Raw genomic sequence first — 13,459 nt, forward strand, 5'->3', positions numbered from 1 at the left:
ATTGGCCGACCGTTCGCGTCGAGTGCCTCGACGCCCTAACGTGTATGGTTCCCGCGCGTCAAGGGACTGGTTGAGACAAGGTCGGTAAACCGCCGGTCGCGGCCGCAACATACGGAGTTTGCGACGATCGACCCGAAACATGGGGCCAGAGGTCGCGGATGTCTAGTTGTAGAGGTTGTATTTGGGCCAGTCGCTTTCCGGAATTTCCTCGCCGATCCGGTAGCGGAGTTGCAGGACTTGCATATGGTCCGGCGCTGTCTCGCATTTGAATTTCAGCCGGTACCATTGTCCCTTGCTGCGAAAGGCAGCGCCCGGGCTCCTGATCGCATCGGCGCCCATTTCGGGCGTCGCAAAGGCGTAGGCGACGACGCGATCGGCTTTGTATTTGTGGTCGTCACGGGTAATCCGGTCGAGAATTTCGGCGTCGCATCGCTGCTCCAGCCGGGTTTGCGGGTCGAGTTTGAGCAGGCCGGTGCGCAATGCGCTGTCCATCGCGCTGGCCGGCCAAGCCAGCGCCATCCATGCAAGGACCGCAAAAAATAGTTTATTCATGGGCGGGAGAAGCACCATATTTGGGCGAAGAAATCAACCCGATCGTGGGCTCACTTCCTGGTCATCTCGACGCAAGTGCTACAATGGCGGAGGGAGTGGGATTCGAACCCACGGTGGGCTTGCACCCACGCCGGTTTTCAAGACCGGTGCCTTAAACCGCTCGGCCATCCCTCCAAGGTGATTTTTCAACCACTTAGGATATCGCGAGAGGGGCGGGTTCGAGCAGTCGGTACCGGATTGGCACCAGGACGTTCCCCGACCGGTTCGCGCTTCATTCCTGTAAAGCCGCATTCAATGCCAAGTCAACCACGCCGGCGGCAAGTTTCGGTGCGGGCCAGAACGGGGGGCGGTCATCGATGCGTCATGGCCAATCCGACTTGTGTTTTATGCCGAGTGTGGAAAATCGTTTTTAAAAGCCGCACAGACTATTAATCGTTGTGCGCCGATATGTTGGAGCGTTAAGCACGTCTAAGTAAAATCGTATTCTGGAGTTGATTTTGGCCGTACTTGGCGCTCTCCCGCCCGGTCTTCGCTGTAGACCAATTCGCGAAACCGACTGGGAGGGAGTGGTCGACTGCCTGTGCAGGGGCTTTCCGCAGCGTAACCGGAGTTACTGGATACAGGCTCTGACCCGTTTGTCGCAGCGGCCTGCGGTTGCCGAGCTCCCACAATATGGCTTTGCTTTGGAGCACGCCGGTCGGATCGTCGGCGTTGTGCTCACCCTTTATGCCCGTTACCAGGGGCCGGAGGGCGACGAAATCCGCTGCAACCTTTCAAGCTGGTCAGTCGACGCAGAATTCCGTCCCTATGGCGCCATGTTGGTCGCGGCGGTTCTCAAGCGGAGGGATGTGACCTACACGAACATTTCGCCGGCACAAGCGACATTAAAAGCCAACCGGGCGCTCGGCTTTCGCCTCTTTTCCAAGGGACAATTTACCTTCCTGCCGGCTTTGAATTCGGCGCAGCGATCATGTCGCGTGCTCGAATTCCGTCCTGATCTTCCGGAATTGGCGATGTTGTCCGAGAGTGAGAGATACATACTCTCGGAACACTCGGCGCTGGGCTGCCTGTCGTTGATCTGCATTTGCGACGGAGCAGCGTTCCCCTTGGTGTTGATGCCGCGCCGAATGTTGCACGGTCTTATCCGATGCCATCAGATCATCTATTGCCGCTCGCTCACGGATTTGAGCCGGTGCGCCGGTGCCATGGGGCGCTTTCTCTTGCGAAGCGGAATCCTGGTTTGCTTTGTCGACGCCAAGGAGCCGATTCCAGGTTTGTCGGGGTGGTACCGCCCCAACAAGGGGCTGAAATACTTCAAGGGTCCCAGACCACCCGCACTTGGAGATCTAACGTTCACCGAACTTGTGATATTCGGTCCCTGAATTTGCGCTCGCAGACACGCCAACGCTTAGCCGCAAGGCGCGTGCGGCACGAATGGCGCTGCTGATCGATAGGCGATGATTTTCATGCCGATCGGCGAGACGGTCCCGTGCCACAATCTCGCCCGGTTCCGACCACAATCGGTTAATACGGTGATAAACAATTCCTGCGCACAAAAGGATTGGGGTAGGGCGTCGCCGGCGTTTCTGGAGTGGGTGCTTTGGCACCGCTGACGTTCACGTTGCGGTGCCTTTGTCGAGACTGTAGGGGACAATCGAAAAATGCAGACCACGGCGCGCCCGCGTCTTCGTCGCGCTTCCGCTTTCGCGCTGTTTGCCTTGTCGGCAGCCTTTCTTGCGGCATGTGCCGGGCCGCAGCAAAAGGCGATGGTCAACAAGAAACCTCGCTCCAAGGAATATTTTTCCGAAGCCGAATACGGTGTGAAAGCCAGCCCGCGCGTGCTGTTCAAGACGTCTCGCGGACGCGACCAACTCGGCAAACCCTATCAGGTACGCGGCAAGTGGTACTATCCGAAGGAAGACAAGCGTTACGCCAAGGTTGGCCTCGCATCCTGGTATGGTGAGGCCTTCCACGGCCGGTTGACCGCCAACGGCGAAGTCTACGACATGGCCGATCTGACGGCGGCGCATCCGACCATGCCGCTGCCGAGCTATGCGCGGGTAACCAATCTCAAGACGGGCAGCTCGGTGATCGTGCGCGTCAACGATCGCGGACCCTATCATGATGGGCGCATCATCGATGTGTCGAAGCGCGCTGCTGAAATGCTCGATTACGCCAATGTCGGTACGGCCGAGGTGAAGGTCGAATATGTCGGCCGTGCGCCGCTCGAAGGCAATGACGGCCAATATCTGATGGCTTCGTACCATCCCGGCAACAGGGCACCGGATGCGTCGGACGGTCTGCCGAGCGGTGTCATGGTCGCCATGAATGGGCCGTCGCCGAGCCTGCCGGTGAGCGCCGCGGCGGTGCCGTTCCCCGGTCAGCTGACGAATTCCGTGCAGGCGTCGGAAGCAGTCATTGCGACGCAGGCACCAGCCTCCGGCGATGTGACGCTACCTGATTACGGGCCGATCGTGCCGGAGCGTCCGGAGATCAACCTGCCGGCGCAATCGCCATTCACCGTGGCGTCGCTGTCTTATGCCGATGAGCGTGTGCAGCGCGCCTCCAACGCCTTTGTCGCACTGGATGGCGCCGGCATGTCGCCCGCCGAGATTCTTCAATCGTGGAGACAGCAAGCTCCTCCAGCCGGGTCGCCTATGGACTATGTTGCGGCGGGTTCGTTCGAGAACGCCGCCGAGGCCGAGCGGGTGGCGGCGCAGCTTTCCAGCTTCGGCAAGACCGAGATCCAGCGCTCCGATCTCGACGGCAAGGACTGGTACTCGGTCAACCTCTATGCCGACGGCCGTGGCAGCCTGGACGAGATGCTGAAAGCCGCGTGGTCGCATGGTGCGCCGGATGCGCTTGTTGTACGCAACTGACCTCGGGCTGCCTGGTTTTTCCGTGCACGATTGATCCGCCAGGCAAAAGCCTGATAGCTTCGGCCCAACTTGCAAAAGCGCCGGCTGATTGGTCGAACTGATGAAATTTTTCCACCCTTTCACCGGGCTCATGGCGCTCGGCCTGCTGCTGCTCTCGCTTATGCCGGCCTCAGCACAGCTTTTCGAGACCAAGGCCGCGCAGGCCTTCATGATCGATGCCGAAACCGGCACCGTGCTGTTTTCCAAGGATGCCGACAGGTTGATCCCGCCGGCCTCGCTGGCCAAGCTGATGACGATGGAAGTGGTCTTCGACGCTATCAAGTCGGGGCGCATGACGCTCGACGACACCTTCGTGGTGAGCGAGAACGCCTGGCGCAAGGGCGGCGCTCCTTCGGGGACATCGACCATGTTCGCGAAACTCAAGTCGACGATCCGGCTCGAAGACCTGATCCAGGGCGTGACCGTGCAGGCGGCCAATGACGGCTGTATAGTCATCGCTGAAGGAATGGCCGGGTCCGAGGCGAATTTCGCGGCGCAGATGACCGAGCGCGCCCGCCAGATCGGCTTGCAGAAATCGACATTCGTCAATTCGACCGGTCTGCCGGCCGATGGGCAGCAAACTAGCGTTCGCGAGCTTGCGCTTCTGGCCTTGCATCTCTGGCGGAACTACCCGGATCTCTACCGCTATTATGGCCAGAAGGATTTTACCTGGAACAAGATCTCCCAGAGGAACCGCAACCCGTTGCTGGCCATGGATATAGGCGCCGACGGCCTTGCAGTCGGCGCCAGCGAGCAATCCGGATTCGGCATCGTCGGCTCGGTCAGCCACAATGGGACAAGGGTGATGGCGGCGATGAGCGGGCTGGCAAACGACCGCGAGCGCGCCGAGGAAGCGCGAAAGCTGCTCGACTGGGGCGTTCGCTCGTTCGAGAAGACTGAGGTATTCGCCAACGACGAAGTGGTTGGCGAAGCCCAGGTCTTTGGCGGCGCCAAATCCGGCGTCGCGTTAAAGGCAAAAGGACCGGTGGAGATCTTCCTGCCGATCACCAACCGCGACAAGCTCACGGCCAGGATCGTCTATGACGGACCGATTGCAGCGCCCGTGGAGGAGGGGCAGCCGGTGGGTGCGCTGCGCGTGTGGATCGGCGACACGCTGAGCCAGGAGACGCCGCTTTTTGCCGCCGAGTCGATCGGTGTCGGCTCGCTGCCGCAACGCGCTCTCGATGCCGCCAAGGAACTGGCCGTCGGCTGGCTGCGTTAGTGCGGTCGCGGTGGACCTTTTTTCCCGCTGGGACTATACGGTCCCCGAAGCATGGACAGAGGCTTTGGCGCGCGGATTTTTCATCACTTTTGAAGGCGGCGAAGGAGCAGGCAAGTCGACGCAGATCGAGCGGCTGGCAAAGAAGATGCGCGCCAAGAAATACGATGTGCTGGTGACGCGTGAACCAGGTGGCTCGCCGGGTGCGGAGGCGGTCAGACATGTCCTGCTTTCAGGCGCGGCCGAGCCGTTCGGCCCCAAGATGGAAGCGCTGCTTTTCGCCGCCGCGCGTTCGGACCACGTCGAACAGGTCATCCGGCCGGCAGTCGAGCGCGGCTCGATCGTACTTTGCGACCGCTTCATGGATTCCTCGCGCGTCTACCAGGGCGTCACCGGTGGCCTCGACCTGGCATTCATGGACGCCCTGGAGAAGGTTGCCATCAACGGCATGGTGCCGGACATGACGCTGATCTTGGACATCGATCCCGCCGAAGGCCTGAGGCGCGCTACCGCCCGGCGAGGCAGCAGTGACGGCCCGGACCGCTTCGAGAAGGAAACATTGGCGATCCACCAGCGCCGCCGCGAGGCTTTTCTGGCGATCGCCGCGGCTGAACCCGAACGCTGCACCGTCATCGATGCATCCGCCGACCCAGACATGGTGGAGAATGTCGTTACCGCCACCGTCTTCGCGGCCCTCGAGAGGATGATGCCGGCGCAAAACAGACAGGCGGCGCCGGCATGATTTTCGAACGGATCGCTCCTGAACAGCACGACACGCTGGACGGGGTGCCGGAGCCATCCGAAACGCCGCGCCTCGTCGGACATCTCCCGGCGGCCAACATGCTTGCCGCCGCCTATCGCTCGGGAAAGCTGCCGCACGCGCTGATCTTTGCCGGGCCGGTCGGCATCGGCAAGGCGACGCTGGCCTTTCACCTGGCGCATCACCTGTTGAAGCACCCGGTCTTCGAGCAGGCACCGGAAAGCCTTGCCGTTCCCGATCCGGCTTCGTCGCTGTTTCGCCAGATCGCCACCGGGGCGCATCCTTCGGTGCTGCATCTGACGCGCCCCGCGAACGACAAGACCAAGAGCTTCAAGACCGTGGTCACCGTCGACGAGATCCGCAGAGTCAGCCGCTTTCTGTCGCTGACCTCGCATGACGGCAGCTACCGGGTGGTCATCGTCGATCCCGCCGACGACATGAACACCAATGCCGCCAATGCCTTGCTTAAGAATCTTGAAGAGCCGCCCGCGCGGACATTGTTCATCCTCATCGTCCATGCGCCGGGCAGCCTGCTGCCGACGATACGGTCACGCTGCCAGATGGTGCGGCTGACGCCGCTCGACGCCGATAGCCTGATGACGGTTCTGGAGGGCATCGAGCCGCCGCCGCCGGAGGATCCCGCAGCGCGCGCGGCGCTGGCGGAACGGGCAGGGGGCAGCGCCCGCAACGCGATTTTGTTGACGCAATATGGCGGGCTGGAAATCGCCTCCACCCTCGACGCCCTGGTGATGGTCCAAAAAATAGATGTCGCCGGCGCCTACCGTCTTGCCGAGGCGGTCGCCGCCCGTGACCAGGCGATCCCATTCGACATCTTCAATCGCCGAGCGCTTGATCTGCTGTCGGCCGGCGCCAGCCAGGCCGCGCTGGCCGGCGATCTCGCGCGGGCCAAAACGCTGTCGGATACTTGGCACGAGGCTTTGAACGCTATATCTGAAACCGAGACCTACAATCTCGACAAGAAGCAGCACGCCCTGACCATGATCGACCGCCTGAATTCTGCAATGCGAATGTGACGGCCGCTGGCGTGGCTTTGATGTCCCTGAGCGTTGATCCCAACCAATGGCAGGAACTTCGAATCCACCACATTGGCGTCGGATGGCAATTGCCGTTTCGATGCGATATCTCACCGCGACATCTTTCATTCTGACATTCATGACGGCTCATCCATGTCACGCGAAAAATACTACGTCACGACGCCGATTTTCTATCCGAACGGCAAGCCGCATATCGGCCATGCCTACAATGTGATCGCCAGCGACACGCTTGCCCGCTTCCAGCGGCTCGACGGCAAGGACGTCTTCTTCGTCTCGGGGACCGACGAGCACGGCTTGAAGATGCAGCAGACGGCGGACGCCGAAGGCCTGACGCCGAAGGTGCTTGCCGATCGCAATTCGGCGATCTTCCGTTCGATGCTCGAAGCGACCGGCTGCTCGAACGACGTTTTTATCCGAACTACCGAGGAGCGGCACTACAAGGCCTGCCAGGCGATCTGGACACGCATGGCTGAGAATGGCGACATTTACCTCGACCGCTACAGCGGCTGGTATTCGGTGCGGCAGGAAGCCTATTTCGACGAGGCCGAAACCAAGGTCGGCGACGACGGCGTGCGCCGTGAACCGCTCGGCTCGCCCGTCGAATGGACCGAAGAAGAAAGCTACTTCTTTCGGCTTTCCGCCTATCAGGACAGGCTGCTCGCACTGTACGAGAACAGCCCCGAATTCGTCGGACCGGCGGAGCGGCGCAATGAGATCGTCAGCTTCGTCAAATCCGGCCTGAGGGATCTGTCCATCTCGCGCACCACGTTCAAATGGGGCGTGCCGGTGCCGGGAGACGACAAGCATGTGATGTATGTCTGGGTCGACGCCTTGACCAACTACATCACCGCCGCCGGTTATCCGGATCCGGCCAATGAGAGATGGTCTTTCTGGCCGGCAAACGTCCACGTCATCGGCAAGGATATCGTGCGCTTCCACGCGGTCTACTGGCCGGCTTTCCTGATGTCGGCTGGCATCGAATTGCCGAAGCGCGTGTTCGCGCATGGTTTTTTGTTCAACCGCGGCGAGAAAATGTCGAAGTCGGTCGGCAACGTCATCGACCCGTTCGCCATGATCGAGCATTACGGGCTCGACCAGGTGCGCTATTTCTTCCTGCGCGAAGTGCCGTTCGGCCAGGACGGCAGCTACAGCCATGATGCGATCGTCAACCGCACCAATGCCGACCTTGCCAACGATCTCGGCAATCTGGCACAGCGCTCGCTGTCGATGATCGCCAAGAACTGCGGCGGCGTGGTGCCGAAGCGTGGCCAATTGAGCGACGCCGACAAGGCGATCCTCGATCAGGCAGATGTCGCCCTTGTCACGGCGCGCAGGACGATGGCCGACCAGGGTATCCATCTGGCGCTGGCGGCGATCTTCGGCGTGGTGGCCGAAGCCAACCGCTATTTCGCCGGGCAGGAGCCGTGGGCGCTGAAGAAGACCGATCCGGCACGCATGGAAACGGTGCTGTGGACGACGGCTGAGGTGATCCGGCGTGTCGGGTTGCTGTGCCAGCCCTTCATTCCAGACTCGGCGGCAAAGCTGCTCGATCTTTTGGCGGTGCCGGCAGACAGCCGTAATTTTGAGCATGTCGCGGAAGGCGATGCGCTGGTACCCGGCACGGCGCTGCCGGTGCCGGAACCGGTGTTTCCACGTTATGTCGAACAGCCGGACGCGAACGCCTGATGCTGGTCGACAGCCATTGCCATCTCGACTTTCCGGATTTCGCCGAGGAGCGGGCGGCTATCGTCGCCCGCGCCCTCGCGGCCGGGGTGGGACGTATGGTGACGATCTCGACACGGGTGAAGCGTTTTCAACAAATAGTTGATATTGCAGAGACTTTCGACGATGTCTATTGCTCTGTCGGCACTCATCCGCACAATGCGGCTGAAGAGCTTGATGTCACGGTTGAGGATCTGGTCCGGCTGTCCGCTCATCGCAAAGTGGTGGCGATCGGCGAGGCCGGGCTCGACTATTTCTACGATCACGCGCCGCGCAATGCACAGGCGCAGGGCTTTCGCACCCACATCGCCGCCGCGCGCGAGACCGGTCTGCCGCTGGTCATCCATTCCCGCGACGCCGACGACGACATGGCTGATATTCTCGAAGAGGAAACAGGGAAGGGCGCCTTCCCCTTCATCCTGCACTGTTTTTCGTCGGGGCACAGGCTGGCCGAGATCGGCGTAGCGCTCGGCGGCTATGTTTCCTTTTCGGGTATCCTGACCTTCAAGAACTCCGCCGAGCTGCGCGCCATCGCCGCCGATCTGCCGCACGACCGTCTGCTGGTCGAAACCGACGCGCCGTATCTGGCGCCGATCCCGTTTCGCGGCAAGCGCAACGAGCCTGCCTTTGTCGCGCATACAGCCAAGGTGCTGGCCGAGACGATCGGCGTCAGCGACGCCGAGATCGCGACCGTCACCACGGATAATTTCTTCCGGTTGTTCAGGAAAATGCCGCGCCCGAGCGCGCCGGGCGCCTGACGCATGAGCGACCGGTTGCGCCTTACCGTCCTCGGCTGCGGCTCATCGCCAGGCACGCCGCGCATCACCGGCGACTGGGGCAATTGCGATCCCGCGAACCCCCGGAACCGGCGCATGCGCACCGCAGCGCTGGTCGAGCGGATCGCGGCGAATGGCGCCCGGACCACTGTCGTCATCGACACCGGCCCGGATTTCCGCGAGCAGATGCTGCTGGCATCGGTCAGGCGCATCGATGCGGTCATCTATACGCATCCGCACGCCGACCATATCCACGGCATCGACGATTTGCGTGGCTTCGTGATCGAGCAGCGCCACCGGATCGACATCCATGCCGACCAGGCCACCATGCTGCGGCTGCGGGAAGCGTTTCGCTACTGTTTCGAAACGCCGAAAGGCAGTTCGTACCCGCCGATCGTCAACGCCCATATCATTGACCACGCCAGGCCGGTGGTGATCGGAGGCGAGGGCGGTGCCCTCACCCTCGAACCGCTGCCGCAGATCCATGGCGACATCATCTCGCTGGGTTTTCGTATCGGCAATCTCGCTTATTGTCCTGACATAAGCGACTTTCCCGAAGCGACCGCCGAGCGTCTGCAAGGGCTGGACATGCTGGTCATCGATGCGCTGCAGTACACCATCCATCCGAGTCATCTGTCGCTTGGCCAGGCGCTTGGCTGGATCGAAAGACTGGCGCCGAAGAACGCCGTGCTGACGCATATGCATGTGCCGCTCGACTACGCCACGGTGATGGCCGAGACGCCGGTCAACGTCGAGCCTGCCTATGACGGCATGAGGATCGAAATCCCTTACAAATCAGCGTGAAGGACCAAGTTTTTCATGGCTGGGTTCCAGGATTAGGTCTCGCGAGATGCATGAAACCAATTCTCGCTCCAAAACCGCCCAGCGGCTCGCTTATGCTATCTCCACGCCACATCCTATCGGCCATGTCAGTTCCATAATCTATCTTATGCGACTGAAGCTTGTAGCCATTTTAGGAATGCGACGGTTGAGCAAGTTAGAGACGCGACATTTTCCAGCGTCTCTCCGGCTTCAACGTGATCGCCGATCGTGTCCCAGTGCCCCGGCCGTATGGCGCAAGCGAGGCTTGCAGAGGTCGCGCACGCTCGTTCTCATGACATGCGCTCAAAGCTAAACTTCTTGAGCGCCGCATTGCAGTTCTAGTTGGAGTGAGATCGCAAACATTCGCAACAGCATGCTAAGTTGCGAATCATGAAGAGACTTTGGTCGTTTGCAGGTTTTGTCTTCGCTGTCGCCTGCGCATTCACCGACACGCGAGCGCAGGATCTCAATCATGCTCCAGGCGAGAATGACCTGGCTTTCGCGAAACGTGTTGTTGGGTTCGCGGACAACGCTGACCCGCACACGACAGCCGTGACCTGGAACGGGCTCCAGACGCTGTTCGTCGATTACCAGACCACCGAGGAATATCCGGAACGCCCACTCGTCGCGCTACAGCAGCAGCCCAACGGGTACCGTGCAATCCAGGTCACGGTTGGCGAACACGAAGGCGGCACGCCGGAGATTACAGCGCTCGGCCTCGTCAACGCCGATCACGATCCGGCAAAGGAGCTGATCGTCATACTTGCCTGGCCAGTGTCGCACTACGATGTCTCGGGTACGCTCTATGAAGTTCGCTTCTTCGACACCCCCAAACCGGGTCAGAAGGCGTTGACCCAATTGAAAGTGAGCCAAAAGTTCGACGCCACCTGCGACTGCGGATGGCGCGACGGCACGACAAAGCGTTTCCGCTTCAAGACAATCGCGGCGGTCAAGGCTGAATTGAAGCGCTTGGGCTATTAGCCGCCGGCGAGGGCTCGCTTCCCGGATGCTGCCCTCGCCTGTCTGCTGACCGGCAACGCCACGAGCACCGGCGCAGGCTGGGTCGCTCGTCAGAATTCCATATCGCCGAAGTCACCGCCATTATCGGAGCCAGCATCGTCTGGCTGGCCAGCTTCGTCTGGTTGGGGTGCCGGCTGTTCGGCTGCCTGCGCTTCGTTGCCACCAAACATGCCGGCGATCGCATTGCCGAGCAGCACGCCGCCAGCCACACCCATCGCAGTCTGCGCCGCGCCGGCAAGAAAACCGCCGCCGGCCCGCTGTGGGTTGTCTTGTGGTCCTCCCGCTGCAGCAGAAGCGGTGCGCCCTACCCGCGGAACCGAGCCAGAACGCCTGCCGCCGCTGCGGCCGAAGAAGCCGCTGAGCGGTCCACCGCCGGCAGGCTGCCGCGCCTGCTCTTCCAGTTCTTCGATGCGCGCCTGTGCTGCGTTCAGGGCCTGCTCTTGCACTACGATCGTCTGCGCCATGTAGTATGGTGCCCCTGACTGCCGGGCGATCTGGTCCTGGATGAAGCGCTCCGCCTCGGCATCGCGCGGCGGTGCCTGGCGACGCGGCTATTCGCGCTCTCCGGTGAAGTTCAGCAACAGCTGGAAGATGTTGATGAAGTTCAGATAGAGCGAGAATGCCCCGAAGACAGCGAGCTTCTGCTGCGATTCCGCACCGAAGTTTTCCGCATACTGCTCCTTGATCGTCTGAGTATCCCAGGCGGTGAGACCGATGAACACAGCGATGCCGATTACCGAGATCGCGAACTGCAGCGCAGTCGAGCCGAGAAAGATGTTGACGATGCTGGCAATCACCACGCCGATCAGGCCCATGATCAGGAACGACGAGAACTGCGTCAGGTCGCGTTTGGTCGTGTAGCCGTAAAGGCTGGTCGCACCGAACATGGTGGCGGCGATGAAGAAGGTGCGCGCGATGCTGGTGCCGGTAAAGACCAGGAACACGGAAGCCAGCGACAGGCCCATGACCGCACAGAAAGCCCAGAACATCGCCTGCGCGCCGGCTGCCGACATCGTCTGCATCCGGAATGAGAACAGCAGCACAAAGGCCAGCGGCGCCAGCATCACCACCCATTTCAGCGGAGTGGAGAAGATCGGCACGTAAAGGGCGGGCGTGGAAGACACCACGAACGCGATCAAGCCGGTGACGACGAGGCCAAGGCCCATGTAGTTATAGACGCGCAGCATGTGCCGGCGCAGGCCCTCGTCATAGACTGCTCCGGCTCGGGCTCCGGCCCCGATATATCCCAGATTGTTCATTTGGTTCTCCTTCTTCGAGGTAGTCGATTAGTAAAGCGTTCTGGCGAGCGCTTCGGCCGTGCGATCGAGGCCCTGGACGCCGCTACGTGCGACGACTGCGTAGGCGACCTCGCCGATCTGGAAATAGGCCGAGGAAACTTCGCCCGACGGAACGACAGTCGGCCTGACGACGTCGAATGTTCCGGGCCGGATAGCGAACAGCGAGAGCAGGCCCATCTCCCTTGTCTCGACAGCCATCTCGACGCTCGGGCCGAACTGTGACGGGTAGATCTGCACGTCACGGACTTTCCAGTCCTTTGGCAGTGACGGCATAATGATCGCCGTGGCAGCGCGGATTTCGTCGGCATTGTAATTGGGCGCTTCGGATTGCGACGACATGGCTTCGCGCACGAGCGTCGTCCGGTGCGCCCGGATCGCCTCCTCCACAAAAGCGGGCGGATGGGTCGAGGCGACGACTTCCGTCACCGATATCGGTCCGATGAGCCCATTCGCAAGCCAGCCGGCGGCAACGAAAACAGCGACCGCCGCCGCCCGCTGCAAAGCACCGAGAACGCGGCCGCGCGCCAAGCCTCGCTCCAGCCGCCGTGCCGCATCGGTCGTTCTCGGCTGCGCCATGGCCTTCGATCCGGCAAGCGCCACGCGCAGCTCGTCACGCGTCCGGAGATCGGACATCACGCGCGCCGCCGCTTGCGGGCGCGCGGAAAGAAATGCTTCGACCTCGATGCGCCGCGCAACGTCCAGCTGATCGTCGACGTAGGCATAGAGATCGGTATCGGTCACAGGATCGCGCAGTTGGTTCATCATCGACCTCCGACGATCTTCAGATGGCCTTTCGTGCATGCCGGTGCCGCGTCCTCCATCTCGCGGAGGGCCGCACGCGCTCTGCCGATGCGCGACATCAGCGTGCCAAGCGGCACGCCGCTGACCTCGGCCGCCTCGCTGTAGCTAAGCCCCTCGATGGCAACGAGATCCAGCGCGCAACGTTGCTCTTCCGGCAATGTGAAAAAGGCGTCGCGCACCTGTGCCAGACGAACTGAATGTTCCTGGGGAGCCTGGACGCTGGCCTCGGCGAGATAGCCGGCCTGCTCGACGCGCATCGCTTCGGATTTGCGGGATCGCAAGCCGTCGATGAACGCATTGTGGACGATCGACAGCAGCCATACGCGAAGATTTCCGCCGGAGCGAAAGCTGCCGCGTCGCTCATAGGCGCGCACCAGCGCATCATGCACCAAATCCTCGGCATCGGCGCTGTCGCGTGTCAGCGAGCGTGCGTAGCGGCGCAGCGAACCAAGCTGTCCCAGAATATCGAAGCGTGGCATCGGCCGTTTCATGTCCTGTTTACGGAGCAGGTCGGGA

13 protein-coding genes, 1 tRNA gene and 1 pseudogene are annotated in these 13,459 nt (G+C 61.5%); 9 read left to right on the plus strand and 6 right to left on the minus strand.

Features of this window, described 5'->3' with window-relative positions:
• Positions 1-162: 162 nt before the first annotated feature.
• Together NKJ08_RS07395 and NKJ08_RS07400 are read right to left on the minus strand one after the other, a co-directional pair.
• A complete protein-coding gene (locus NKJ08_RS07395; RefSeq protein WP_352523762.1) occupies positions 163-570 on the minus strand; it encodes a DUF930 domain-containing protein in 408 nt (135 codons plus the stop codon).
• A gap of 66 nt (positions 571-636) precedes the next feature.
• Positions 637-726 (minus strand) — tRNA-Ser (locus NKJ08_RS07400).
• A gap of 323 nt (positions 727-1,049) precedes the next feature.
• Between NKJ08_RS07400 and NKJ08_RS07405 the strand changes: the two genes are divergently transcribed.
• The 9 genes from NKJ08_RS07405 to NKJ08_RS07445 all read left to right on the plus strand — a co-directional run bounded on the left by NKJ08_RS07405 (position 1,050) and on the right by NKJ08_RS07445 (position 10,805).
• Positions 1,050-1,934, plus strand: coding sequence for a GNAT family N-acetyltransferase (locus tag NKJ08_RS07405; protein ID WP_352523763.1), 885 nt, complete (start codon positions 1,050-1,052; stop codon positions 1,932-1,934).
• 279 nt (positions 1,935-2,213) lie between these two features.
• Positions 2,214-3,431 (plus strand): septal ring lytic transglycosylase RlpA family protein, encoded by a 1,218-nt coding sequence (locus NKJ08_RS07410; RefSeq protein ID WP_352778016.1) that lies wholly within the window; start codon positions 2,214-2,216, stop codon positions 3,429-3,431.
• A 130-nt stretch (positions 3,432-3,561) separates the two neighbouring features.
• A complete protein-coding gene (locus tag NKJ08_RS07415) occupies positions 3,562-4,692 on the plus strand; it encodes a D-alanyl-D-alanine carboxypeptidase family protein (protein ID WP_352523863.1) in 1,131 nt (376 codons plus the stop codon).
• 64 nt (positions 4,693-4,756) lie between these two features.
• On the plus strand, positions 4,757-5,431 hold the full coding sequence (gene tmk / locus NKJ08_RS07420) for a dTMP kinase (protein ID WP_352523865.1): 675 nt from the start codon (positions 4,757-4,759) through the stop codon (positions 5,429-5,431).
• Positions 5,428-6,483: a DNA polymerase III subunit delta' gene (locus tag NKJ08_RS07425; RefSeq protein WP_352523766.1), complete on the plus strand. Its 1,056-nt coding sequence runs from the start codon at positions 5,428-5,430 to the stop codon at positions 6,481-6,483. Before tmk ends, NKJ08_RS07425 begins: the two co-directional genes overlap by 4 nt.
• 120 nt (positions 6,484-6,603) lie before the next feature.
• Positions 6,604-8,190: a methionine--tRNA ligase gene (metG, locus tag NKJ08_RS07430; protein WP_352523867.1), complete on the plus strand. Its 1,587-nt coding sequence runs from the start codon at positions 6,604-6,606 to the stop codon at positions 8,188-8,190.
• A complete protein-coding gene (locus tag NKJ08_RS07435) occupies positions 8,190-8,984 on the plus strand; it encodes a TatD family hydrolase (RefSeq protein ID WP_352523768.1) in 795 nt (264 codons plus the stop codon). The genes metG and NKJ08_RS07435 overlap by 1 nt, the downstream gene beginning before the upstream one ends.
• Before the next feature lie 3 nt (positions 8,985-8,987).
• Positions 8,988-9,806, plus strand: coding sequence for an MBL fold metallo-hydrolase (locus NKJ08_RS07440; protein ID WP_352778013.1), 819 nt, complete (start codon positions 8,988-8,990; stop codon positions 9,804-9,806).
• A gap of 399 nt (positions 9,807-10,205) precedes the next feature.
• Entirely contained in the window at positions 10,206-10,805 is a 600-nt protein-coding gene (locus NKJ08_RS07445; RefSeq protein ID WP_352523772.1) for a hypothetical protein, read from the plus strand.
• Positions 10,806-10,894: 89 nt separating this feature from the next.
• Here NKJ08_RS07445 and NKJ08_RS07450 read toward each other — a convergent pair.
• The 4 genes and pseudogenes from NKJ08_RS07450 to NKJ08_RS07465 form a co-directional block, all read right to left on the minus strand.
• Positions 10,895-11,374, minus strand: a pseudogene (locus tag NKJ08_RS07450) (DUF2076 domain-containing protein); the annotation flags it as partial.
• 21 nt (positions 11,375-11,395) lie between these two features.
• Positions 11,396-12,103, minus strand: coding sequence for a Bax inhibitor-1/YccA family protein (locus NKJ08_RS07455; RefSeq protein WP_352523774.1), 708 nt, complete (start codon positions 12,101-12,103; stop codon positions 11,396-11,398).
• A 27-nt stretch (positions 12,104-12,130) separates the two neighbouring features.
• The gene (locus NKJ08_RS07460) at positions 12,131-12,904 is read right to left on the minus strand and encodes an anti-sigma factor family protein (protein WP_352523869.1); all 774 of its coding nucleotides are present in this window, start codon (positions 12,902-12,904) and stop codon (positions 12,131-12,133) included.
• Positions 12,904-13,434, minus strand: coding sequence for a sigma-70 family RNA polymerase sigma factor (locus tag NKJ08_RS07465; RefSeq protein WP_502896076.1), 531 nt, complete (start codon positions 13,432-13,434; stop codon positions 12,904-12,906). The genes NKJ08_RS07460 and NKJ08_RS07465 overlap by 1 nt, the downstream gene beginning before the upstream one ends.
• Positions 13,435-13,459 lie beyond the last annotated feature (25 nt).

The organism is Mesorhizobium sp. M0244, from assembly GCF_040321795.1.
Classification (GTDB): domain Bacteria; phylum Pseudomonadota; class Alphaproteobacteria; order Rhizobiales; family Rhizobiaceae; genus Mesorhizobium.